This is a genomic window from Streptomyces sp. NPDC048295 (genome assembly GCF_040652135.1).
Lineage (GTDB): Bacteria > Actinomycetota > Actinomycetes > Streptomycetales > Streptomycetaceae > Streptomyces.
Map to the genome: position 1 here is coordinate 163,772 of NZ_JBEZLL010000001.1, position 22,110 is coordinate 185,881.

Sequence of the window (22,110 nt, forward strand, 5' to 3'; positions counted from 1 at the left end):
GGGTCCTGCCTCCGGGGCGGCCGTCGGCCGTGTGCGCGCCCGTCGGGGCCGGGCCCCGGCTCACGCCGAGGCGCGCTTACCGGAGGCCGTCTTCTTCGCCGCCTCACGCCGAGGCGCGCTCACCGGAGGCCGTCTTCTTCGTCGCCTCACGCCGAGGCGCGCTTGCGTGGGGCCGTCTTCTTCGCCGCCCGTTTCGGGTCCGACTTCGCGGTGGTCCTCTTCGCCGCTGTCCCGGCGCCGGTCCTCTCGGCCGGCTTCTTCGTCGACCGGGCGGCGGTCTTCTTGGCGGGTGCCCGGCTCGACGCGGACTTCTTGGCCGCGGCCGCCTTCTTGGCGGACGCCGCGGCCTTCTTCTTCGCCCCGGTGCCGCCGGACTTCTTGCGGCCGGTGAGCGAGGTGACCTCGGCCACCTGGGCGTTCGCCGGCTCCTCGCCGGCCTCCGGCTCCTCGCCCCGGGCCTCCTTCGCCGCCCGGACGCTGCTCTCCAGGGCCGCGATCAGGTCGATGACCTTGCCGCCGGAGTCGTCCGGCCCGGCCGGCTCCAGCGTCCGGCCCTCCGCCTTCGCGGCGATGAGCTCCTCGACCGCCTCGCGGTAGTCGTCGTGGAGCGAATCCATGTCGACCTCGCCGAGGGTGTCCATCAGCGCGTCGGCCAGGTCGAGCTCGGCGTCGCGGACCTTGACCTCGGTCTGAGGGGCGACGCCCTCGGGGCTGCGGATCTCGTCCGGCCAGAGCAGGCCGTGCATGGCGATCACATCGTCGACCACCCGCAGCATGCCGAGCCGTTCGCGGCCGCGCAGCGCGTACTTCGCCACGGCGACCTTCCGGCTCCGCTTCAGCGCCTCACGGAGCAGGATGTACGGCTTGGCCGCCGGGACCCCGTTGGCGGAGAGGTAGTACGCCGCGTCCATCTGGAGCGGGTCGATCGAGGCGGCCGGCACGAAGGCCACGATCTCGATCGTCCTGGCCGTGGGCAGCGGAAGCGAGCCGAGGTCCTCGTCGGTGATGGGGATCATCGAACCGTCGGGCTCCTCGTACGCCTTCCCGATCTCGGCGGCGGTGACCTCCTGCTCGTCGAGTTCGCAGACCTTGCGGTAGCGGATCCGGCCACCGTCGGCGAGGTGGATCTGGCGGAAGGAGACCGAGTGGTTCTCGGTGGCGTTGACCAGCTTGATCGGGATGCTGACCAGCCCGAATGAGATGGCGCCGTTCCATATGGATCTCACCGTTCACCCCTTGTGTCCGCATAGATACCTATGGGTCCGTAAATCATGTGATTCTTATCGTATGACGCCGATCACAGAGGTGGCGGGGCGGCGGCTGGCGCTCAGCAATCTCGACAAGGTGCTGTATCCGGCCACCGGTACCACCAAGGGCGAGGTGCTGCACTACTACGCGGCCACCGCCGCGGGGCCCCTGCTGACCCATCTGGACAACCGGCCCGTCTCCTTCCTGCGCTATCCGGACGGGCCGGACGGGCAGCGCTTCTTCACCAAGAATCCGCCCCCGGGTACGCCGTCCTGGGTACGGACCACCCCGGTGCCGCACCACGAGGACAGGAAGGCCAGGCAGGTGGTCGTGGGGGATCTGGCCTCGCTGATGTGGGCGGCCAATCTGGTGGTGGAGTTCCACACCCCGCAGTGGCGGGCCGGTGCGCCCGGGATCGCCGACCGGATGGTGTTCGACCTGGATCCGGGCGCGCCCGCGACCGTGGTGGAGTGCTGCGCGGTGGCGCTGTGGCTGCGCGGGCGGCTGGCGGCGGACGGGCTGTGCGCGTACGGGAAGACGTCCGGGTCGAAGGGACTGCATCTGCTCGTTCCGCTGGAGCCGACCCCCGCCGACCGGGTGTCGGCCTACGCGAAGGGGCTGGCCGTCCAGGCGGAGCAGGAACTCGGGGACCTGGTCGTGCACCGGATGAAACGGGCGCTGCGGCCGGGGAAGGTGTTCGTCGATTTCAGCCAGAACGCGGCGTCGAAGACCACCGCCACCCCGTACACCCTGCGGGCCCGGCCCGAGCCGACCGTCTCCGCGCCCGTCACCTGGGCGGAGATCGAGGAGTGCCGGGCCCCCGGGGAGCTGGTCTTCCTGGCGGACGGGATGGGGGCGCGGCTGGAGCGGTACGGGGATCTGCTCGGGCCGCTGGCCGATCCGGACGGGGCCGGGCGCCTGCCGGAGGCGCGTTAGTCCATCAACAGGGCTGCGCAGGAGCCTTTCTGACATTCCGCCACCGAAGAATGGCCCTTTCGCATCGGTCCGCCGATAGCGTATGGCATGGGCGTTTGTCATGCTCGCCAGGAAAAGACCGCATGTGGAGGGCGGATCGTCCGACCCGTGGTGCACACTCCTCGCAGACACTGCTTCGTTGAAATGCGTGGGGAGGCGATGGGGTGTTCGCTGGGATCGACGAGGTCGACTGGGCCTCGATGGAGCATGCCTACGGACCGGCCGGTGATGTGCCCGCGATGCTGCGGGGGCTGGCGTCCGCCGATCCGGCGGAGCGCGAACAGGCGCTGGACGGGATGTACGGGGCGGTTCACCACCAGGGTGATGTGTACGCCTGCACGCTGGCCAGCATTCCTTTCCTCTTCGAGCTGGTCGCGGATCCGGGGATCCAGGACCGGGGCAGCATCGTCGAGCTGCTCACCAGCATCGGCGGCATCGATCTGGACGAGGACGACGAGGACGAGATCGACGAGGACGAGATCGAGGGCGCGGCCAACTACGCGATGGCGGCGACCGCCGTCACCGCGGGCGCCGGGGTGTTCTTCGAGCTGATGACCGACGAGGACCCGGGGGTACGGCTCTGCGCGCCGCTGGCGCTCGCCGCGCTCCACGGCCATCCGGACCGGGTTCTCGCGCTGCTGCGGGAGCGGCTGCCGATCGAGCCGGACGAAGAGGTGCGGCTCGCGCTGGTCGAGGCGGCGGGGCGGCTCGCCCTGCGCCACCGGCTGCTGGCCGGGGAGGCTGCGGCCTGGCTGAGCCGGCTGGCGGGCGAGGGCTTCCCGCCGGGGCTGCGGCTGGCGGCGCTGGCCCAGCTGGCCCGGTGCGCGCCGGACGCCCTGCCCGGCGATGTGGTGCGGGTGGTGACGGGGCTGCTGCGGCAGCTGCGTTCGGTGCCCGCGCGCCGGTCCGGGGCGGCCCCGGCGGTGGACGCCCAGGCCGAGGCGGTCGCGGCCGTCGAGGCGTACCCGGACGCGGCCGGTGAGCCGCCCGCCGAGGAGCGGGTCGCGCCGGTGACCCGGGTGGGCCAGGTGCGGGCACTGTCCGGCGAGGAGGTCCCGGCGCCCGCCGCCCCGTGGACGGCGGATCTGCTGCGCACGCTGCACGTCGGGCTGGACGACCGGGTCGCCGAGCGGACGGCGCTGCTGACGGACCAGCTGCGCAGCCCGGACCGCCGGCAGCGGATCGACGCGCTCCGGATGAGCAGTGGGCTGATCCGGGTCTGGCGGGGCTCGTACGAGGAGCTCGTCCGGCTGGTCGGCGAGCAGCTCGCCACCCCTGATCCGCTGTTGGCCGAGGCGGCCTCCCATGTGCTGGAGGAGCTGTTCGGGCTCGCCGCGCCCGCCGCCGACGCGCTGGCGGCGCGGGTGGCGGCCGATCCCGGGGCCTGGGTGCAGGACTGGCCGAGCGGCCCGCCGGCGCTGGGCAGTGCGGTGAAGGCGCTGGCCAGGCTGGGCGACGCCCGTGCCGTGCCCGCGCTGGCCGCCGCGCTGGAGCGGCCCGAGGTACCGCACGACGTGGGGTTCGCCATCGGGTACCTGGGGGCGGCGGCGGCCCCGCTCTCCGGGGTACTGCGCCGCAGGCTCGGCGAGGTCCCGCTCGACGAGCGGGCGCACGACCGGGCGGGCCCGCTGCTCACCGCCCTGGCCGTGCTGCGGGCCGACGAGGCGGTGCCGGAGGTGCTGCGGGTGCTGCACGGGGTGCCGGAGTACCGGGGCGAGTGGGTGCGCACGGCGGCGCTGCGGGCGCTCGGTGCGTTCGGGCCGGCGGCGCGCGGTGCCGTGCCGGAGCTGCGGGCGCTGCTGCGGAGTCCCGGGGCCGCTTCGGCGACCGAGGTCGCGAAGGCCCTGTGGGCGGTCGAGGGGGATGCCGGCGCGGTGCTGCCGGTGCTCATCGACGGGCTGGGGGCGGAGCGCGTCCATGAGGTCCGCTCCGCGGTGAACGCGCTGGGCGGGCTCGGGTCACGGGCGGCAGTGGTCGCACCGCGGCTGCGGGCGCTGCTGGGGCACGAGGAGCAGTGGCTGCGGATCGACGCGGCGGTCGCGCTGTGGGAGGTGTCCGGTCGGGCCGACGAGTCCGTGCCCGTGCTCCTGGCGGACTGGGAGAAGAACCATCATGTGCGCGTCCGGGTGGCGGAAGGCCTGGCGCGGATGGGTGCCGCTGGTGCAGGGTCGGATGCGGCACGCGTTCTGCGCGCCGAACTCACCTCCGTACGCCGTCACAACGCGATGGACGGTGTGTTCGGCAGCCACGACACCTACGAGGACGAAAAGCTGCTGGCGCTCTGCCGCCAGGCGCTTCTGCGGAATACGGGGAAGGGACCCACACCATGATCATTTTCGGTACGCGAGGCTACCTGTACCAACTGGCCATACTCACGCTGGTCTGCGGCTGGTGCGGCAACCCGGCCGCGCACACGCTGCGCAAGAGGGTCACCAAGTTCACGCTGTTCTTCGTGCCGCTCTTCCCCTTCTCCACGAAGTTCGCGACCCAGTGCACCTTCTGCGGCGGGGAGCAGCAGATCCCGAAGGAGCAGGCCGAGCAGTTGCTGGCGCAGCACGCGGCCTCGCAGCAGGGCAACCCGTACGGGCAGCCGCAGGGTCAGCCGGGGTACGCGCCGGACGCGCAGGGCCGGAATCCCTACCAGAGCTGACACGCGCCTCCGTCGTGACCGGGACGGACGTCGTCGCCGAGGCGGACGTCGTCGCCGAGGCGGACGTCGTCGCCGAGGCGGACGTCGTCGCCGAAACGAACGCCCCTGCCCGTACTAAATAGGCATTACAGACTTCCTTCCGAATAGGCTCATAGGGTCTGGACCTCGGAAGGGAGGGAGTCATGCGTCCGCTTCGCCGGGTGCGCCGCCGTACGGCGGCGGCCCTCGGGGCCGCCGTCGGCGTGGCACTGCTGACCGGCTGCGGCAACGGCGGCGGGCTGCGGAGCGCCGGACCCACCCCGACCGCGGTCGGGCCCGCCCGGCTCTGGCCCGAGCTGCCGCCCGCCTCCGCCGCGCCGTACGACTACGGCGAGGGCGAGACCGCGCGCATTCCCGGGATCGAGGTACCGGACGGCGATGTGCACCGGCTGAATCCGGTGGCGGTGGTGCAGGCCGGTCTGCGGGCCCGGCCCAACCGGTCCAGCGGCACGGCCGACCTGCCCGCCGAGACCGTACGCCAGATCAACGCCTGCCGGACCGATCCGGCCTCGTGCCCCGTGCTCCGGCCGTACTACCGCGATCTGACCGGCGACGGCAGGGACGATCTGGTGCTCGGCATCCGGCTCCCCGACCACCAGCTCTCCGTGCGGGTCTACATGCCGGAGGCGGGCGGGCTGACCCGGATCCTGTCCACCTCGGACGCCGTGATCAGCGTCGAGCTGGCCGGCCGGGACCTGATCATGCGGGCACCGTCGGCGATCGCGGGGTACGAGTACCGCACCGCCTGGACCTGGGACGCCCGCCAGCGCGCGATGCTGCCGACCCAGGACGAGATCCAGCGGATCCCGCCGTCCCGGGCGCCGCGCCCGCAGCTCACGACCGCCGCGCCGAGCGCGGCGCCCGTCGCGCCCACCGGCCCCACCGCGACGCCGTCCGCCGGTGTCTCCGCGGAGCGCCGGTGAGCGGGCCCGGCGCGGGCGGACGCCGGTCGGGGCTTCGGCCGCGGGTGCCTTCCTGGGCCGCGACGCTCACCTGGAAGTCGGCCGTCTTCATCTCCGTGATGTGCTGTGCCCTCGCCGCCCTGCTGGGCGTGCTGGTCCACAGCGAGGTGACCCGCCAGACCGTCGGCCAGGCCCGTGAGAAAGCCCTGTCCCGGCTGACGGACGTCACCACCGCGTACGAGACGGGCGAGGCGCTGCCGCCGGGTTCCGGGATCGATCCGCCGGGGCTGCCCGCCGCCCTGCGCGCCCTGGCCACGAGCGGCCGGCGCGGCACGGTCGTCGGCGAGTACGACGGGCGTCCGGCCATGTGGGCGGCGACCCCGGCGGACGGCCGGGCACTGGCCACGCAGGTGGACTACAGCCAGAGCGCCCGCACCATCGACAGCCTCGACGGGGCGATCGTCGGCTCCTCCCTGCTGGCCATCGGCGCCACCCTGCTGGTCGGCGCCTTCGCGGTCACCCGGGTCACCCGGCGGCTGCACCAGACGGCCCAGGTGGCCCGCCGGATCAGTGCCGGTGATCTCGACGCCCGGGTCCGCGACCCGCGTACGGCGGACCCCTCGCGCCCGCAGGACGAGGTCGCGATCGTGGCCGGGGCGCTGGACACCATGGCGTCCACGCTCCAGCGCAAACTGCAGACCGAGCAGCGCTTCACCGCCGATGTGGCGCACGAGCTCCGCACCCCGCTGACCGGTCTGTCGGCCGCCGCCGAGCTGCTGCCGCCGGGGCGGCCGTCCGAGCTGGTACGGGACCGGGTCCGGACGATGCGGGCGCTGACGGAGGATCTGCTGGAGATCTCCCGGCTCGACGCCCGCAGCGAAGCGGCCGATCTCGACGTGTACGAACTGGTGCCGCTCGTGGAACGGGTGGTGCGTGCGTCCGGGACCGCCACCGCGATCCGGGTCGGGCACCCGGAGCGCACCGCGCACCTGCGCGTGGAGACCGACAGACGGCGTCTGGAGCGGGTGCTGGGCAATCTGATCAGCAACGCGCACCGGCACGGCCGGCCCCCGGTGGTGCTGACGGTCGACGGGCCGGTGGTGACCGTGCGCGACCACGGACCGGGGTTCCCGGACTATCTGCCGGCCGACGGTCCGCAGCGGTTCCGTACCGAGGGCGGAGGCCGGGGCCACGGCCTCGGGCTGACCATCGCCGCCGGTCAGGCCGCGATGATCGGCGCCGGACTGGTGTTCCGCAACGCCCCGGACGGCGGGGCGATGGCCCAGGTGACCCTGCCCGAGTACCCGGAGCCGGACGACGGGGAGCCGGAGCCCACGCCCTGAGCTCTCTCGTCCGAGGCAGGCCATCGGACATACTTGCTACGACATAAGGGAAATACGCACCAGCTCTTGCTACGTTGCCTGGCATGACCGCAACGACGGCGGACGCACCCCCGCCCGATCTACGGCTGCCCAAGCGGCGCGGAGTCGAGCTGTTGCTCCTCATCGGGGCCGTCCTCATCCCCGTCTACGGCTACGCCGCCGTCGGTCTGGCCAAGAACCAGGCGGTCCCGCCCGATGTGGCCGGCTACGGCGCGGGCCTGGGACTGCTCGCCCTGCTCGCCCATCTCGCGGTCCGCTTCCGCGCCCCGTACGCCGATCCGCTGCTGCTGCCCATCGCCGTACTGCTCAACGGGCTCGGCCTGGTGCTGATCTACCGGCTCGACCTGGAGACGCCGAAGGACCAGGCGGCCCCCACCCAGCTGGTCTGGTCGACGCTCGGTGTGGCGCTGTTCATCGCGGTGGTGGTCTTCCTGCGCGACCACCGGGTGCTCCAGCGGTACGCGTACCTCTCGGTGGCCACCGCCCTGGTCCTGATGATCGTGCCGATCTTCTTCCCCGCGGTGAACGGCGCCAAGATCTGGATCCGGGTCGGCGGATTCTCCTTCCAGCCGGGCGAGTTCGCCAAGATCCTGCTCGCCGTCTTCTTCGCCGCGTACCTCGCCGCGAACCGCAACGCGCTCGCCTACACCGGCCGCCGGATCTGGAGGCTCCAGCTGCCCACCGGCCGGGTGCTCGGCCCGATCGTGGCCATCTGGCTGCTCAGCGTCGGCGTACTGGTCCTGGAACGCGACCTGGGCACCTCGCTGCTCTTCTTCGGCCTGTTCGTGATCATGCTGTACGTGGCCACCGGCCGGACCGGGTGGATCGCGGTGGGGCTGCTGCTCGCCGCGGTCGGCGCGTTCGTCGTCGGCTCCTTCGAACCGCATGTGCACAGCCGGGTCCAGGACTGGCTCGACCCGTTCGCCTCCATCGCCGCCGGTCAGGGCCCCGGACAGCTCGCCCAGTCGCTGTTCGCGTTCGCCGCGGGCGGGATGCTCGGCACGGGGCTCGGCCTCGGCCACTCCATCCTCATCGGCTTCGCCGCCAAGTCGGACTTCATCCTGGCGACGGCGGGCGAGGAGCTCGGGCTGACCGGTCTGACCGCGATCTTCCTGCTGTACGCGCTGCTGGTGGCCCGCGGCTACCGGGCCGGCCTCGCCCTGCGCGACCCCTTCGGGCGGCTGCTCTCGATCGGTCTCGCCTCGATCCTGGCGCTCCAGGTGTTCGTGATCGCGGGCGGGGTGATGGGGCTTATCCCGCTGACCGGCATGGCGATGCCGTTCCTCGCCCAGGGCGGTTCGTCCGTCGTCACCAACTGGATCATCGTGGCGCTGCTGATCCGGGTCAGCGACCAGGCCCGCAGACCGCAGCCCGGCCACGCGGAGACCGGGATCATCGCGGCGGTCACGGAGGGAGAGCGGTGATCCGCTACATCCGCCGGGCCGCCGCGCTCCTTCTGGTGCTGCTCGTGGCACTGCTGCTGAACGCCGCCCGCATCCAGGTCCTGGAAGCCGACAGCCTGGACAACAATCCCGCCAACCGCCGTCTGACGATCGCCCGTTACGACCAGAAGCGCGGCAACATCATGGTCGGCGGCAGGTCCGTGACCGGTTCGAAGGACACCGGCGAGCAGCTCGCGTACGAGCGCACGTACCTCAACGGCCCGCTGTACGCGCCGGTGACCGGCTACGCCTCGCAGACGTACGGCACGACGCTGATCGAGAACGCCGAGGACTCCATCCTCTCCGGCACCGACTCGATGCTCGCCCCGCTCCCGCTGTGGAACGAGATCACCCGCAGCCGACAGCCCGGCGGCAATGTCGTCACGACCGTCAAGGACTCGATGCAGCGCGCCGCCTTCGAGGGGCTCGGCGGCCGACGGGGCGCGGTCGCCGCCGTCGAACCGTCCACCGGGAAGATCCTGGCACTGGTCTCGACCCCCTCGTACGATCCCGGCCTGCTCGCGGGCACCGGTTCGTCCGTCACCGACGCCTGGGCGCGGCTGAACGCCTCGAAGAGCCAGCCGATGCTCAACCGGGCGATCCGGCAGACCTATCCCCCGGGCTCCACCTTCAAGATCGTGACGGCGGCGGCGGCGCTCGACGCGGATGTCGTCACCGATCCCGACGCGGACACCGGCACCCCGTCCCCGTACGTGCTGCCCGGTACGTCGACCACGCTGCCCAACGAGGCGCACGGCTGCGAGAACGCCTCGCTCGCCGAGGCGATCCGGATCTCCTGCAACACGGTGATGGCGGACCTGGGGGTGCGGGTCGGGCTCGACTCCATGGTGGACGCGGTGCGGAAGTTCGGCTTCAACGACACCGGGCTGAAGATCCCCTCGGGGGTGGCGAAGAGCAACTTCGACACCGAGATGAGCAAGGACCAGCTGGCGCTGTCGTCGATCGGGCAGTTCGACACGACGGCGACACCGCTCCAGATGGCGATGGTGGCGTCCGCCGTGGCCAACGGTGGCGACCTCAAGTACCCGTATCTGGTGGACCGTACGACCACGCACGGCGGTACGACCGTCCACCAGAACGGCTCGCACACCTACCACCAGGCGATGAACCAGCGGACGGCGATGGAGCTGCGGAGGATGATGGTCGACGTCGTGGAGAACGGCACCGGTTCCAACGCCGCGATCGACGGGGTGACGGTCGGCGGCAAGACCGGCACCGCGCAGCACGGCATCGACAACTCGGGCAGGCCGTACGCCTGGTTCATCGCCTGGGCCCAGTCGCCCCGTTCGGGACAGCCGGCCGTCGCGGTAGCGGTGGTCGTGGAGGACGCCGCGGCGGACCGGGCGGACATCAGCGGCGGCGGCAGCGCGGCCCCGATCGCCCGTTCCGTCATGGAGGCGGCCCTGCGAGACTGACCGGATGACCGAGGCTCGGGCACGGACCGGGGTGGGCCGGGCGCTGGAGCGCATCGGGCGGGAGGATCCCCGGCTCCACGCGTTCATCGAGGTATGGCCGGAGCGGGCGCTCGCCGACGTGGAGCGAGCCCGGGGGCTCCCGCTGGCCGGGATGCCGTTCGCGGTCAAGGGGCCTGCCGGCATCCGTTCGTACGCGGCCCGGCGGCTGATCGAGGCCGGCGGGGTGCCGGTCGGCGCGACCTCGGTGCCCGGCCCCGGCACGCCCTGGCAGACCTGGGGGCTGGGCGCCCACGGCCGTACGGTCAACCCGTGGCGCCCCGACCGCACCCCGGGCGGCTCCTCCGCGGGCTCGGCGGTCGCCGTCGCGGCGGACCTCGTGGGGCTGGCGACCGGCAGCGACGGGGCGGGGTCGGTACGGATCCCGGCGGCGTGGTGCGGGGTGTTCGGCCTGAAGACGACGAACGGTCTGCTGCCCTCCCCCGACCGCACCGGGCTGGCCTCCGCCGGAGTGCTGACCCGGTCGGCGGCCGGGGCCCGGACATATCTGGCCGCCGTCCTGGGCGACTGCGAGCCGGTGCCGCCCGTCCTGCCCGTACCGGCCGTCCTCAGCACCGATCTGGGGTACGCCGAGGTCGACCCGGAGGTCACGGCCGTCGTCCGGCGGGCGGTGGGGCGGCTCGTGGCGGCCGGGGTGGTGCGGCTCGTGGACCGTACGTGCGAGCTGCTCGACCCGCGAGAGGCGTGGCAGGCGATCCGGGGCGGGTCGCCGTCCGCGCGCGCCGCGGAGGTCGGGCGCGCGAACGACGCCGTGCTGGACGCCCTGTTCGCCCGTACCCCGCTGCTGCTCACACCGACCACGCCCAACCGCCCGCACGGCCACGACGGTCCGGGCGAGCTCTTCTCGACGGCGCTGACCTGGGCGTTCAATCTGAGCGGCCATCCCGCGGCCAGTGTTCCCGCCGGATTCACCGCGGACGGCTGCCCGGTCGGACTCCAGCTGGTCGCGGAGCGCGGGGCCGATGTCCCGCTGCTGGCAATGGCCTGTGCGGTGGAGGAGGCGATGACCGCAAGGGGCTGAGCGGCCCTTGCACGCGGGCGGGCCGGCGGCTCGCGGCATGGCCTGCGCGGTGGAGGGGGGCAACGACCGCAAAGGGCCGACCAGCCCGCCCACGCCGACGGGCCGGCAGACCGCCCCACCCGCGCGACCTCAGCCCAGCGGCTCGCGGCGCCGCAGCCACTGCTCGGGCATCCCGTCGACCCCGGTGGCCGCGCCCACGACGCCGCCGGTGATGGCGCAGGTCGTGTCGACGTCGCCCAGGCCCTCGGCAGTCGCCCAGAGCGCGGCCTCCAGGTCGTCCGGGTGCCGGGCCGCCGTCCACAGGGCGAACGGGACGGTGTCGTCGGCACGGATCCGCTGCCCGTTGCCCAGCAGATCGGCCGCCTTCCACGGTTCGGTGGCGAAGGGGACGTCCACGGCCCGCCGCAGCCCGTCGCGCACCGGCCCTTCCGGGGTCCGGTCGGCGACCGCGGCCAGGGTGAACTCGCCGCGGACCGAGAGTGCCGCCGCGACCGCGACGGCCACCGCGCCCGCGATCCCGTCCGGGTGCGCGTGGGTGACGGCCGCCTGGAGTGCGGCCTGCCCGGCGGCGAGACCGAGGTCCTCGTGGAAGCGGGCGCCGAGCGGGGCGACCCGCATCGCGGCGCCGTTGCCGAGGCTGCCGCCCTCGAACAGCTCGGGAGCCAGGGTCCGCCAGTCGGCGGGGGAGGCCAGCAGTTCGGGCAGCAGGATGTGCATGCCGTGGCCGTAGCCGCGGGCCGGGTCCGCCTCGAAGGCGAGGGCGAAACAGAGCGCGAGACGGTCCTGCTCGACCCGGCCGTGCTCGTCGAGGACGCGCAGCAGGGCCCGGGCGAGGGCGGTGTCGTCGGTCCAGTGCCAGACCGGCTCCTCCGGGACGCGACGCGCCTTGATCTCGTTGAACGCCCGGCGGGGCGCACGGAAGAGCGGGAACCACCGCTCGCCGAACGCGTCACCCAGGGACAGCCCTTCGAGGCTCCGGCGGGCGGCCGCGGGGCCGGCGGCGAGAGGCGGGGTCGGAGTCGTCATGCCCGCCATACTCCCCGCGCCGGCCGATGGCGTACACCCGTTCCGGGTCCGCGAGGGCGTGCGTTCCGGTCACTCCCCCGGTGCGCCCTGCGCTATCGCCTCCTCGACCTCGGCGACCCTGGCCCGTTCCTCCTCCTCGAACCGGTCCCGGTCGAGCTGCTCGGCTATCTCCTCGTCCTGGGCCATCAGCAGGTCCAGGCTGGAGTCGCCGAGCTCGAAGACGCCCATGTCCACATAGGCCTTCTGGAGCCGTTCGCCCCACAGGCCGATGTCCTTGACGCACGGCACTATCCGGCTGAACAGCAGTTTGCGGAAGAGCTGGAGGTACTCCGAGTGCTCGGAGAGCTGCTTGGCCTCCTGCTTGCCGATGCCGAAGTTCTCCAGTACCTCGACGCCGCTGAGCCGGTCCCGCATCAGGTGGCAGCCCTCGATGACGAACTCCTCGCGCTCGCGCAGTTCGGCGTCGCTCAGCTGCTTGTAGTAGTCGCGCAGCGCCATCCGCCCGAACGCGACGTGCCGGGCCTCGTCCTGCATGACGTACGCGAGGATCTGCTTGGGCAGCGGTCTGGTCGTCGTGTCGCGGATCATGCCGAAGGCGGCCAGGGCGAGCCCCTCGATGAGGACCTGCATGCCGAGGTAGGGCATGTCCCAGCGGGAGTCGCGCAGGGTGTCGCCGAGCAGCCCCTGGAGGTTGTCGTTGATCGGGTAGAGCATCCCGATCTTCTCGTGCAGGAACCGTCCGTAGATCTCGGCGTGCCGGGCCTCGTCCATGGTCTGGGTCGCGGAGTAGAACTTCGCGTCCAGGTCGGGGACGGACTCCACGATCCTGGCCGCGCAGACCATCGCGCCCTGCTCGCCGTGGAGGAACTGGCTGAACTGCCAGGAGGTGTAGTGCTTGCGCAGCTCTCCCCGGTCCTTCTCGGTCATCTTCGCCCAGTGCGGGGTGCCGTACAGGGTGAGGGCCTCGTCAGGGGTGCCGAGCGGGTCGGCGGGGTCTACCTCCAGGGACCAGTCGATGCGCTTGTTGCCGTCCCACTGCTTGTCCTTGCCCTTCTGGTAGAGGGCGAGCAGGCGTTCGCGGCCGTCGTCGTAGTCCCAGCTGAAGCGGGCGGCGCCGGAGGCGGGTACCTGCCACAGCGGCGCTTCGGGGGCGGTGGTGTAGAGGTCGTGTGTCGACACGGACGGCTCCTTCGCCTGGCATGTTTCGGCAATTCCCTTGGCGGTTGCGTCAGTTGGCAGGTTCACACGTTGGTAGACACCGGGTCAACAAGTCGCACGCAAGGGATTGACGGCCTTGCTGACGAGGAGTCTCATAAGGAGTGACCGCCGGTAACCCATGTGCGAGGTGCCTCCAGCATGACCACAGTGAGCGAACGCGACGTCCAGCTGCTTCGCGACGCACTCGGCCCTCTCCGGGACCGGGAACAGATCGCCGAGCGACTGCTCGACTCCTCGGCCAAGCACTCCTTCGACCCGGACAAGGAACTCGACTGGGACGCGCCGGCCGAGGACGGCAAGTGGTTCTGGCCGCCCGAGCTGGTCTCGCTCTACGACACCCCGCTGTGGCGGAAGATGTCCGAGGAGCAGCGGATGGAGCTGTCCCGGCACGAGGCGGCCTCGCTCGCCTCGCTGGGCATCTGGTTCGAGATCATCCTCATGCAGCTGCTCGTCCGGCACATCTACGACCGGCCGGTGACCAGCAATCATGTCCGCTACGCGCTCACCGAGATAGCCGACGAGTGCCGACACTCGATGATGTTCGGCCGCATGATCAAGTGGGGCGGTTCGCCCGACTACCCCGTGCCGCGCGTCTATCACAACCTCGCGCGGGTGCTGAAGACCATCTCCACCACCCCCGGTTCGTTCGCCGCGACCCTGCTCGGCGAGGAGATCCTGGACTGGATGCAGCGGCTGACCTTCCCGGACGAGCGCGTCCAGACGCTGGTGCGGGGCGTGACCCGCATCCACGTGGTCGAGGAGGCACGGCACGTCCGCTACGCCCGCGAGGAGCTGCGCCGCCAGATGGTGACCGCCCCGCGCTGGGAGCGCGAACTGACCCGGCTGAGCAGCGGCGAGGCGGCCCGCGTCTTCTCCGTCTGTTTCGTCAACCCCCAGGTGTACGCGAACGTCGGCCTGGACCGCCACGAGGCCGTCGCCCAGGTGAAGGCGAGCGGCCACCGGGCGGAGGTCATGCAGTCGGGCGCGAAGCGGCTGACGGACTTCTTCGACGACATCGGGGTGCTGAACGGGGTGGGGCGCAGGCTGTGGAAGCGCTCGGGCCTGCTGGCCTGAACCGGCCCGGTACGGGGGAAAGGGCCTAGGCTTCGGCATATGACCCCTGCTGCCGCCTCCGCGCCGCCGGCCCGCGCGTACCGAAGGCTCGGCGTCGAGGAACGCCGGGCCCAGCTCCTCGGTGCCGCCCTCACCCTCTTCGCCCACCGGGCCCCCGACGAGGTCTCGCTCGACGAGGTCGCGACGGTCGCCGGGGTGTCCCGCCCGCTCGTCTACCGCTACTTCCCCGGCGGGCGGCAGCAGTTGTACGAGGCGGCGCTGAGGTCCGCCGCCGAGCAGCTGATCCTGTGCTTCGGCGAGCCGCCGGTGGGAGCGCCCACCGAGCGGGTGACCCGGGTGCTGGACCGCTATCTCGCCTTCGTCGACGAGCACGACACCGGGTTCAGCGCACTGCTGCGCGGGGGCTGTGTCGTCGAGACCTCCCGCACCTCGGCGATCGTCGACGAGGTGCGACGGGCGGCGGCCGAGCAGATCCTGCTGCACCTGGGCAGTGGCGCGGCGGCCGGCCCGAGGCTGCGGATGATGGTGCGCACCTGGATCGCGGCCGTCGAGGCGGCGTCCCTGATCTGGCTCGACGAGGGGAAGCAGCCGGCCGCGGCCGAGTTGCGCGACTGGCTGGTGGACCAGTTGATGGTGCTGCTGGCCGCCACGGCGGCGACGGATCCGGAGACCGCTTCGGCGGTGGCGGCGCTGCTGCCGCTGGAGAGCGCCGGGGGTCCGGCCGGGCGGCTGGCCGGACGGCTGGTCCCGGTGCTCGGCGAGGCGGCCCATCTGCTGCCCGAGGGCGGCTGATCGGTCAGACTGGAACGGTGAGAAGCGAGAACACCGCCTTCACCGGCGGGCCCCTGGACGGGCGGGTACTGCCCGTCCTCGTCGGCCCGACCGGCCATCCGCCCAAGTGGTACGAGGTCCCCGTACCGGCCGCCGACGGCGGTCCCCCCACCGTGTACGCGTACCGCAGGGTGCCGGCCGGGCACACCAAGCGACTGGGCCTCCCGCGCGGCTGGGTGTACGAGTACGCTCCCGGGGGCCGCGAACGGCACAGCCCCAAGTGGCCCTGGTCCAAGCCGGACTGAGGGTACGGGGCCCGAGGGAGCACCGCCGGTCCGTCTAAGATCGACGCTCTGGTGCCCAGGCACGGTCAGCGAGGGGGTGCGCCATGGAGGCGCTGCGTCAGGACGATCCACGCCGCTTCGGCCCGTACACCGTGCTGGCGAGATTGCGCGGTACCGCGAGCAGCGTGCAGTTCCTCGTTCGCGAGACGGCCTCCGAGGACGCGGTGGTGGTCACCGCCGCCCGCCCCGAACTCGCCGCGCTGCCCGCCTTCCGGCGCCGGTTCCAGGCGGAGGCCCGCACCGCGGACCGGCTGACCGGCGGCTGGGTCCAGCCCCTGCTGGGCGGCCCGGACGACATCCCCGACGAAGAGCCGCTGTGGACGGCGGGCCCGTACGTACCGGCGCTGACGCTCGCCGAGGCGATCGAGCTCACCGGGCCGCTGCCCGAGCGTGCCGTGCGGATACTGGGCGCGGGCCTCGCCGAGACCCTCTCCCGGGTGCACGCCACCGGAGCCGTGCTCCAGGGCCTGGCTCCCCGGACGGTGCTGCTGGCCGAGGACGGACCGAGGCTCACCGCGTTCGGCCCGCTGGGCGCGGCGGCCGACGCGGAGGCCCGGCCCGGCGGGCAGTTGTCCGTACGGCTCGGCTATCTCACCCCGGAGCAGGTCGAGGGCGAGGAGCCCGGACCGGCTTCCGATCTCTTCGTACTGGGCCTGCTGCTGGCGTACGCGGCGACCGGCACGACCCCGCTCGCCGACGGCCCGGCCGCCGAGGGTGCCGAGCGGATCGCCCGCACCGCTCCCGAACTCGGCGCGGTTCCCGAGGAGTTGCGCGGACTGATCGCCCGCTGCCTGGAGAAGGACCCGGCCGACCGGCCGAGCGCCGGGGCGGTGGCGGCCGAGCTGGCCCTGGAGGGGGCGGCGGGCCTGGCGAAGGGCGGCTGGCTGCCGGAGGCGCTGGCCGCGGCGGTGGCGGAGCAGGGGGTGCGTGTACGGGAGGCGGTCGCGGCCGCTGCGCCGGCCGACGCGGTGGTCCCCGCCCCGGCCCCGGCCCCGGCTCCGCTCCCTGTCCTGGACACCCGGACCGCTCAGCTCGGGGACATCGGGCGCCATGTCCCGAGGACCGACCGGCCGACGACCCAGCTGTCCGTCCCACCCGAGCTCACCGGCCGTCCCGCAGTCCCCGCCCTGTCCGGCGGGGTGCCCGCCGTGCCTCCGCCCATGGTCCCGGTGACCCCCCGCCCCCTCCCGGCCTCCTCCCCCGCCGCGGACCGGCGCGCTCTGCTGATCGGGCTCGCCGCCGGTGCCGCCGGGCTGGTCGTCGGGGGCGGCGGTGTGCTCGCGCTGGGCGGCGGCGGAGGGGACACGGCCGATCCCAAGCCCGCGCCGGGCCACAGCGGCCCCACCGTCGCGGGACTGCCGCCGCAACCCCAGTGGGTGTACACACATCCGGCGGCGGAACCGGCACCGCTCACCGCCGCCGTCTGGAACGAGCGGCTGCTGGTGCTCACCGGAAAGAACGGTGCGACCGCCGTGGACCTGCGCACGGGACGCCGGACCTGGCAGAACGCGGACGCCGCCGACGCGGAGGCCGCCCTCCCCGCCGGCAAGGACCTCTGCTTCGTCGCCGCCCCCTCCGGGTTCCTCTGGCTCTCGCCGAAGGACGGGAAGACCGTGCACCGGGCGGAACACGCGGCCCTGTCCCCGGAGATGCCGAAGCTCTCGGCGCCGGCGTTCGTCGGCGCGTCCGGGCCGGTGATCTGGTTCACCGGCTCCGAGACGGTCACCGTCACGGCCCCGCCCCCGAAGAAGGGCAAGAAGCGCGGCAAGGACAGCCAGGTCGTCAGGGCCTACCTCTTCGCGTACGACATCGTGCGGCGCGAGCAGCTGTGGCGGACCCCCGTACCCGCCGGGCGCGGCACCGCCGCCCCCGGCCACCGGCTGATCGCGGTCCGCCAGAACGATCTGGTGGTACGTCAGAGCCCGGCCACCCTCGCCCCCGGCGACGTCAGGGCCGCCAAGGGCAAGGCGGTCTTCCGGAGCTTCGACCGCAGGACCGGCAAGGCGCTGTGGAGCAAGCAGTTCGGCACGGTCGCCCCGGACGCGGCGGCCATGGGCGACGACCGGGGCCTGCTGTACGCGGCGGTGGGCGACGATCTCCAGGCCTTCGAAACCCCGTCCGGCAAGCCGAAGTGGACGCTGAACGGCACCGGCGGCACCCCGTACGGCACCCCCGTGGTCACCGGAACCGTGCTGCACACCACCAACCGCAGCCAGGAGGTGGGCGCGGTCGAACGGGAGACCGGGCGGCTGCGCTGGCGCCGCTCGACGGAGGCGGCGATCACCACCGCCGCCCCCGCCGTCACCCTCAGCACGACCGGCCGGACCCTGCTGGCCGCGGACGGCTCCCAGGTCACCGCGTTCGCCGCCGAGGACGGGCGGCGACTGTGGAAGTTCCAGGACATCGGCGCCCAGGACCCGAAGGGCCCCACGGTCACCGCCCCGTACCGGGTACTGACGGCCGGGAGTACGGCCGTCGTGCAACGCGACCGGATCTTCTACGCGTTCCCGGTCGCCTGAGCGAACAGCGCGTCGATCCAGGCGTCCCCGGGTGGCGGCACGAAGAAGTACCCGCCGCCTGTGGTGAGGATGTACTTGGCCATGGCCTCGCCCGCCAGGCGCTTCTGTACGGCCTCGAACCCGGTGGCCAGGTCCCGCTGGAAGCAGGAGAAGATCAGCCCGCTGTCGCCGCTGCCACGGTCGTAGTTGTAGCTGCGCCGCACCAGGGGCGGTGGGTTGCGCCGGTCGGGGGCAGCGAGCCGCACATGTGAATCCAGCGGTGTGGCCCTGCCGTCGGGGTCCGCGGCGAAGCCGGGCTGCTCACCGGCCGGGGCACCGTCGAGCCAACGGCCGTCGCGCCGACGCCCGATGACGCGCTCCTGCTCGCGGACGGAATCCTTGTCCCACAGCTCGGTCGCGAACCGCACGATCCGCACCACTTGATAGCTGCCGCCCACGGCCCAGTCCGGCTCGCCCTGCCCACTGCGCACAACGGCCCGATCGGTCACCTCACGCTCGGTGCCCGGATTCCCGAACCCTTCGGTGAAGTGGAACGGATTGCGGGATAGCCCCTTTCCGGCCTCGACCCGGTTCTCGTCCCGGACCCCGTCGACCTGCCACCGCACACGCCACCCGGCGGCCTGCCTCACCACCTGCTCGGCAGCCTCCCGTACCGCCTTCTCGCCGGCACCGGCCACCTGCACGAGCACGTCCCCGTGCGACTGTGCGGGATCGAGCAGATCCCCGGCAGAGGAAGGCATTTCCTTCAGTTGGCGCGGACGTCGCGCCCCTCCGGACACCTCCCCGGCGAAAACACCACTCCCCAACGCGAGCCAGGCGTCCACGCCGTCCTTGTCAGCGGCCGCAACCGACTGCTGCAACCGGGTCAAGGCAGCCTTCGCCGCTCGGGGCTCCTGGCCGGACAGCTCACCAGACAGATCAAGGGCCAGTACTCGCGCACAAGCAGCAGGCAGTATGCCTCGCAGAGCAGCCGACGAGCGCATGGAATCACCTGGTGACGCCCGGAAGGACGAGGCATTCGTCGCGATCACGCCGACCCCTCCGGCGGCCACCACGGTCGCACCCAGCAATATGCCTCTTCTGCTTCTCACGCCCACATCCTCACCCCGGGGCCGACCTTGAGTGCCAGGACCGGCCCAGGACATCGCGTCACGTCTGCTCCGAACCGCAAATCTATAGGGGACCTCCGACTTGCGATGGGCTTCCAGTCGGCTCGGGTGACCTTGGCATGGCCGGTGACGACGCGCCTGAATCGACCGTGGCCAGTGCGTTCAGCGTGGACAAGTGCCCAGCCCTGTGCAGCCTCTTGCCTGACGTGCGGGCCGGATTCGGCGCCGCAATCCTCGGCAACGCAAACCGTCTCGTAGAACGATGCCCCCGGTGGCGTCGCATATGAACGTTGCAGTCACTGACCGCCGCGTCGCAGCGCCGGGCCGGGTCGGGTCGGGTCGGCCTCCTCGTCCAGCCGCGCGTGGACGAACGTCACAAGGTCTTGGCTCATGGGACCATCCTGGACAATGCGCCGGGCCGGGTCGCCCGATTTCCATGCTGTGGGCAGGACCCGGCCAGCAGGCCGACAGTGGAATGATCTCGCCGTGGCTGGTGTGATCACGGCGTCGGAACCGTCTTGGACAGCCCCGTTCACCGGGCCGAGCCCCGGCACCTTCGGCAAGTTGGTGACTCAACTGCGGAACGCAGGCGCCGACGTCGGCGGCCGGGGCCGACCGTGGAAGCTGTCACTGGAGAACCGGGTGCTGCTGGTCGCCTCGTACTGGCGAACCAACCTCACCATGCGACGGCGTCCACCACGCCATGCTCGGCATCGCCCGCCTACGCGGCCTCACCCTCGCTGGCTACCGACAAACTCGCCGTCGCCTACAAGGCCGCACTGCACCTCGCTGCGATTCTCATGCGGACACGGCGCTGACCGAGAGCCAGAGCCTAGGACAGCGGCCGACCGCCAAAGCCAGTCCGTCTGACGCCGCGAGGTGAGAACGTCATCGGCCCTATCCAACCCTGGCGGACGAGGGCGATCTGGGAGGGCAGCGGTGACACCGGGTCGAGTGCCCTCCCGCGGGCCCAGTTCTCGAACAGCCCCTCGGTCGTCTCGACCGTGGACACCACCATGGTCACCTTCAAGTCCCCGTCGCTCCAGGTGTTCCACAGCGCCCAGCCCTCCGGCCTGGGGTCGACGCCTATCCGCGCACACACCTCCTCGTACGCCTCCTCCACCCCGGCCGGCACGGCCCCGGGCTTCAACACCGAGGCTCCGACGAGGCGGATCAGAGGCCGGTCCTCGTCCAGGCAACCGTCACCCTCGAAGTGGTAGTGGCGCAGAGCCTGAGCAAGCATGTTCACGCTGCGCTGGAGTGGAGTTGCCTCTTCCGGCTCTACCTGACACGAGAGCCAACCTTCGTTGGATGCCTCCATACTGACGCGGCTGGCGAGACGCTCGATCTCCCGGAGATAGTCCAGGTCACTGAGCTCGGGTGAGGACATGGACCGAAGTTTCGCACCATGCTGCCGACACCGACACAGATTATCGATCCGGCATGCAGCACCCTTCGCACCGCACTTCCCAGAGACAGGCTCTAGGCAGAATGATGTTTGGTGTGGCCGGATCCCCGCCGGCGTTGTGGACGAGTACCGGGGCGAAGCCTTCGACCTGCTTTTTCGCTGTTCAAGTGCAGTTTGCTGGTCCGATGACGTGCGTGACTGTCCGCGGTTGTGCGGGGTTGTTGCCGTCGGCTACTGCCGTCAGCCGGTTCAGCCCAGGTACGGCTTCTCGCGCTGTTCCAGGAAGTGCTGGAGCCTGAGTCGTTGGGTGTGGTGCATCGGCAACTGCCCGCTCTCTTCCGGCGGTACAAACCGGAGTTCGGTGGACTCGTCGGAGATCTCCAGTTGGCCGCTGGTGATGCGGGCGGTGAAGCAGACGTTGAACTGGCGGCGGACCTCGCCGTCGGTGTAGGCGATGATGTGTTTCGGGTCGGTGTAGGTGCCGACCAGGCCGGTGATCTCGACGTCGAGGCCGGTTTCTTCCTTGACCTCGCGGACGGCCGTGCCTGGCAGGGAGTCGGTGAGGTCCATTCCGCCTCCGGGCAGCGCCCATAGGTCGTTGTCGCGGCGGCGCTGGAGGAGGATGCGCCCGTGGTCGTCGGTGACGACGGCGGAGGCGGCGACGACCATGCTGTTCGGCTTGGGCGCGTTCGGGTCGTCGTAGTACTCAGTGCGGGCCACGGTCAGCCTTCCTCTCGTACGGAGGTTGCTGTCGTCCACACGGCGTCGAAGCTCTCGGCGTAGGTGTCGAACATGCCGTCTGTCTCGTGTCGGCGAAGATGCCATACGGGGGCGGCGTACGCGTTGACGCCCCAGACATGGGCGTTGACGAGTTGCTGGTCGTCGGCGCGGTAGAGGGAGTTGTAGAGCGTGGTTTCGTGGGTGCGGACTTCGATGCCCGGGGTGCTGGCGAGCGGTCTGTAGTGCATGAGCGCGAGGCGGCAGCGGGATTCGATGCCGTGGCCGAAGCGTTCTTCCTGGCCGCGGGCTTGGACGGTGTCGCTGTCGGGGTCCCCGATCGCGATGCGGACGGTGCAGCCTTCGGCGGCACGTTCGGCGAGGAGTTCGTTCAGCCGCGGGTACGCCTCGTGGAGGAAGACGGCCGCGTAGACGAGGATGTCGATCCGTTCCCGGGCCTGGGCCATCAGGTCGGTGAACACCGAGACCGGGATGTCGGCCCGCTGCTCGTAGAGCGCCACCAGCTCAGGGCTGATGGCGCGGGCGGGGCGGGCCTGGCGGAGCGCCGGCCAGAGTGCGTGCACATCTTCTCCCAGGGCCTTGGCCGCCTGGAGGGCGGTGGCACGACGTGGGATACGCCCGAGGTTCACCCAGCGCTCGACCGACTTGGGGTCGACTTCGACCTGCTGAGCGAGTGCGGCGTGCGTCCAGCCTCCCGCCGCCATGACGGCTCGTAGTCTCTCGTTCGGCACGAGTCTCCCCCCTCGTCTCA

At 71.9% G+C, this 22,110-nt stretch carries 19 protein-coding genes and 1 pseudogene; 13 read left to right on the forward strand and 7 right to left on the reverse strand.

What is annotated here, in order from left to right:
• Positions 1–146: 146 nt before the first annotated feature.
• Positions 147–1,226 carry a Ku protein gene (locus AB0D53_RS00700; protein WP_362437932.1) on the reverse strand — a complete coding sequence of 360 codons (1,080 nt, stop codon included), beginning with the start codon at positions 1,224–1,226 and terminating at the stop codon, positions 147–149.
• Positions 1,227–1,287: 61 nt separating this feature from the next.
• Between AB0D53_RS00700 and ligD the strand changes: the two genes are divergently transcribed.
• From ligD to AB0D53_RS00740, 8 genes are all read left to right on the forward strand, one after another.
• Complete coding sequence (ligD, locus tag AB0D53_RS00705) at positions 1,288–2,184, forward strand: non-homologous end-joining DNA ligase (RefSeq protein WP_362437935.1); 897 nt, start codon at positions 1,288–1,290, stop codon at positions 2,182–2,184.
• Between the two features lie 203 nt (positions 2,185–2,387).
• Positions 2,388–4,553, forward strand: a complete 2,166-nt coding sequence (locus tag AB0D53_RS00710) for a PBS lyase (protein ID WP_362437938.1) — start codon at positions 2,388–2,390, stop codon at positions 4,551–4,553.
• A complete protein-coding gene (locus AB0D53_RS00715; RefSeq protein WP_362437941.1) occupies positions 4,550–4,873 on the forward strand; it encodes a zinc-ribbon domain-containing protein in 324 nt (107 codons plus the stop codon). The genes AB0D53_RS00710 and AB0D53_RS00715 overlap by 4 nt, the downstream gene beginning before the upstream one ends.
• 182 nt (positions 4,874–5,055) lie before the next feature.
• The gene (locus AB0D53_RS00720) at positions 5,056–5,835 is read left to right on the forward strand and encodes a hypothetical protein (RefSeq protein ID WP_362437944.1); all 780 of its coding nucleotides are present in this window, start codon (positions 5,056–5,058) and stop codon (positions 5,833–5,835) included.
• 98 nt (positions 5,836–5,933) lie between these two features.
• Positions 5,934–7,157 (forward strand): sensor histidine kinase, encoded by a 1,224-nt coding sequence (locus tag AB0D53_RS00725; RefSeq protein WP_362438788.1) that lies wholly within the window; start codon positions 5,934–5,936, stop codon positions 7,155–7,157.
• Positions 7,158–7,240: 83 nt separating this feature from the next.
• Positions 7,241–8,620 carry an FtsW/RodA/SpoVE family cell cycle protein gene (locus AB0D53_RS00730; protein WP_362437947.1) on the forward strand — a complete coding sequence of 460 codons (1,380 nt, stop codon included), beginning with the start codon at positions 7,241–7,243 and terminating at the stop codon, positions 8,618–8,620.
• Positions 8,617–10,074 carry a penicillin-binding transpeptidase domain-containing protein gene (locus AB0D53_RS00735; protein ID WP_362437950.1) on the forward strand — a complete coding sequence of 486 codons (1,458 nt, stop codon included), beginning with the start codon at positions 8,617–8,619 and terminating at the stop codon, positions 10,072–10,074. Before AB0D53_RS00730 ends, AB0D53_RS00735 begins: the two co-directional genes overlap by 4 nt.
• Before the next feature lie 4 nt (positions 10,075–10,078).
• Entirely contained in the window at positions 10,079–11,152 is a 1,074-nt protein-coding gene (locus tag AB0D53_RS00740) for an amidase (RefSeq protein WP_362437953.1), read from the forward strand.
• A 129-nt stretch (positions 11,153–11,281) separates the two neighbouring features.
• Here the strand turns inward: AB0D53_RS00740 and AB0D53_RS00745 are convergent, their stop codons facing one another.
• On the reverse strand, positions 11,282–12,178 hold the full coding sequence (locus AB0D53_RS00745; RefSeq protein ID WP_362437956.1) for an ADP-ribosylglycohydrolase family protein: 897 nt from the start codon (positions 12,176–12,178) through the stop codon (positions 11,282–11,284).
• Positions 12,179–12,247: 69 nt separating this feature from the next.
• Positions 12,248–13,357, reverse strand: a complete 1,110-nt coding sequence (locus tag AB0D53_RS00750; RefSeq protein WP_362437958.1) for a ferritin-like domain-containing protein — start codon at positions 13,355–13,357, stop codon at positions 12,248–12,250.
• A gap of 177 nt (positions 13,358–13,534) precedes the next feature.
• On the opposite strand from AB0D53_RS00750, the gene AB0D53_RS00755 reads away from it, so the two are divergent.
• The 4 genes from AB0D53_RS00755 to AB0D53_RS00770 all read left to right on the forward strand — a co-directional run bounded on the left by AB0D53_RS00755 (position 13,535) and on the right by AB0D53_RS00770 (position 18,104).
• Positions 13,535–14,470 (forward strand): diiron oxygenase, encoded by a 936-nt coding sequence (locus tag AB0D53_RS00755; protein WP_362437961.1) that lies wholly within the window; start codon positions 13,535–13,537, stop codon positions 14,468–14,470.
• Positions 14,471–14,509: 39 nt separating this feature from the next.
• A complete protein-coding gene (locus AB0D53_RS00760) occupies positions 14,510–15,262 on the forward strand; it encodes a TetR/AcrR family transcriptional regulator (RefSeq protein ID WP_329814043.1) in 753 nt (250 codons plus the stop codon).
• A gap of 17 nt (positions 15,263–15,279) precedes the next feature.
• The gene (locus AB0D53_RS00765) at positions 15,280–15,546 is read left to right on the forward strand and encodes a hypothetical protein (protein WP_329814044.1); all 267 of its coding nucleotides are present in this window, start codon (positions 15,280–15,282) and stop codon (positions 15,544–15,546) included.
• A gap of 83 nt (positions 15,547–15,629) precedes the next feature.
• Entirely contained in the window at positions 15,630–18,104 is a 2,475-nt protein-coding gene (locus tag AB0D53_RS00770; protein WP_362437966.1) for a PQQ-binding-like beta-propeller repeat protein, read from the forward strand.
• Here the strand turns inward: AB0D53_RS00770 and AB0D53_RS00775 are convergent.
• Positions 18,083–19,249, reverse strand: a complete 1,167-nt coding sequence (locus AB0D53_RS00775) for a Dyp-type peroxidase (protein ID WP_362437969.1) — start codon at positions 19,247–19,249, stop codon at positions 18,083–18,085. The two genes, AB0D53_RS00770 and AB0D53_RS00775, sit on opposite strands and share 22 nt — an antisense overlap.
• A gap of 450 nt (positions 19,250–19,699) precedes the next feature.
• On the opposite strand from AB0D53_RS00775, the pseudogene AB0D53_RS00780 reads away from it, so the two are divergent.
• Positions 19,700–19,903, forward strand: a pseudogene (locus AB0D53_RS00780) (IS5/IS1182 family transposase); the annotation flags it as partial.
• A 142-nt stretch (positions 19,904–20,045) separates the two neighbouring features.
• On the opposite strand, the gene AB0D53_RS00785 reads toward AB0D53_RS00780, so the two are convergent.
• From AB0D53_RS00785 to AB0D53_RS00795, 3 genes are all read right to left on the reverse strand, one after another.
• A complete protein-coding gene (locus AB0D53_RS00785) occupies positions 20,046–20,603 on the reverse strand; it encodes a hypothetical protein (protein ID WP_362437972.1) in 558 nt (185 codons plus the stop codon).
• A 267-nt stretch (positions 20,604–20,870) separates the two neighbouring features.
• Complete coding sequence (locus tag AB0D53_RS00790; protein WP_362437975.1) at positions 20,871–21,341, reverse strand: NUDIX domain-containing protein; 471 nt, start codon at positions 21,339–21,341, stop codon at positions 20,871–20,873.
• A gap of 2 nt (positions 21,342–21,343) precedes the next feature.
• Positions 21,344–22,063: an XRE family transcriptional regulator gene (locus AB0D53_RS00795; protein ID WP_362438791.1), complete on the reverse strand. Its 720-nt coding sequence runs from the start codon at positions 22,061–22,063 to the stop codon at positions 21,344–21,346.
• Positions 22,064–22,110: the final 47 nt, after the last annotated feature.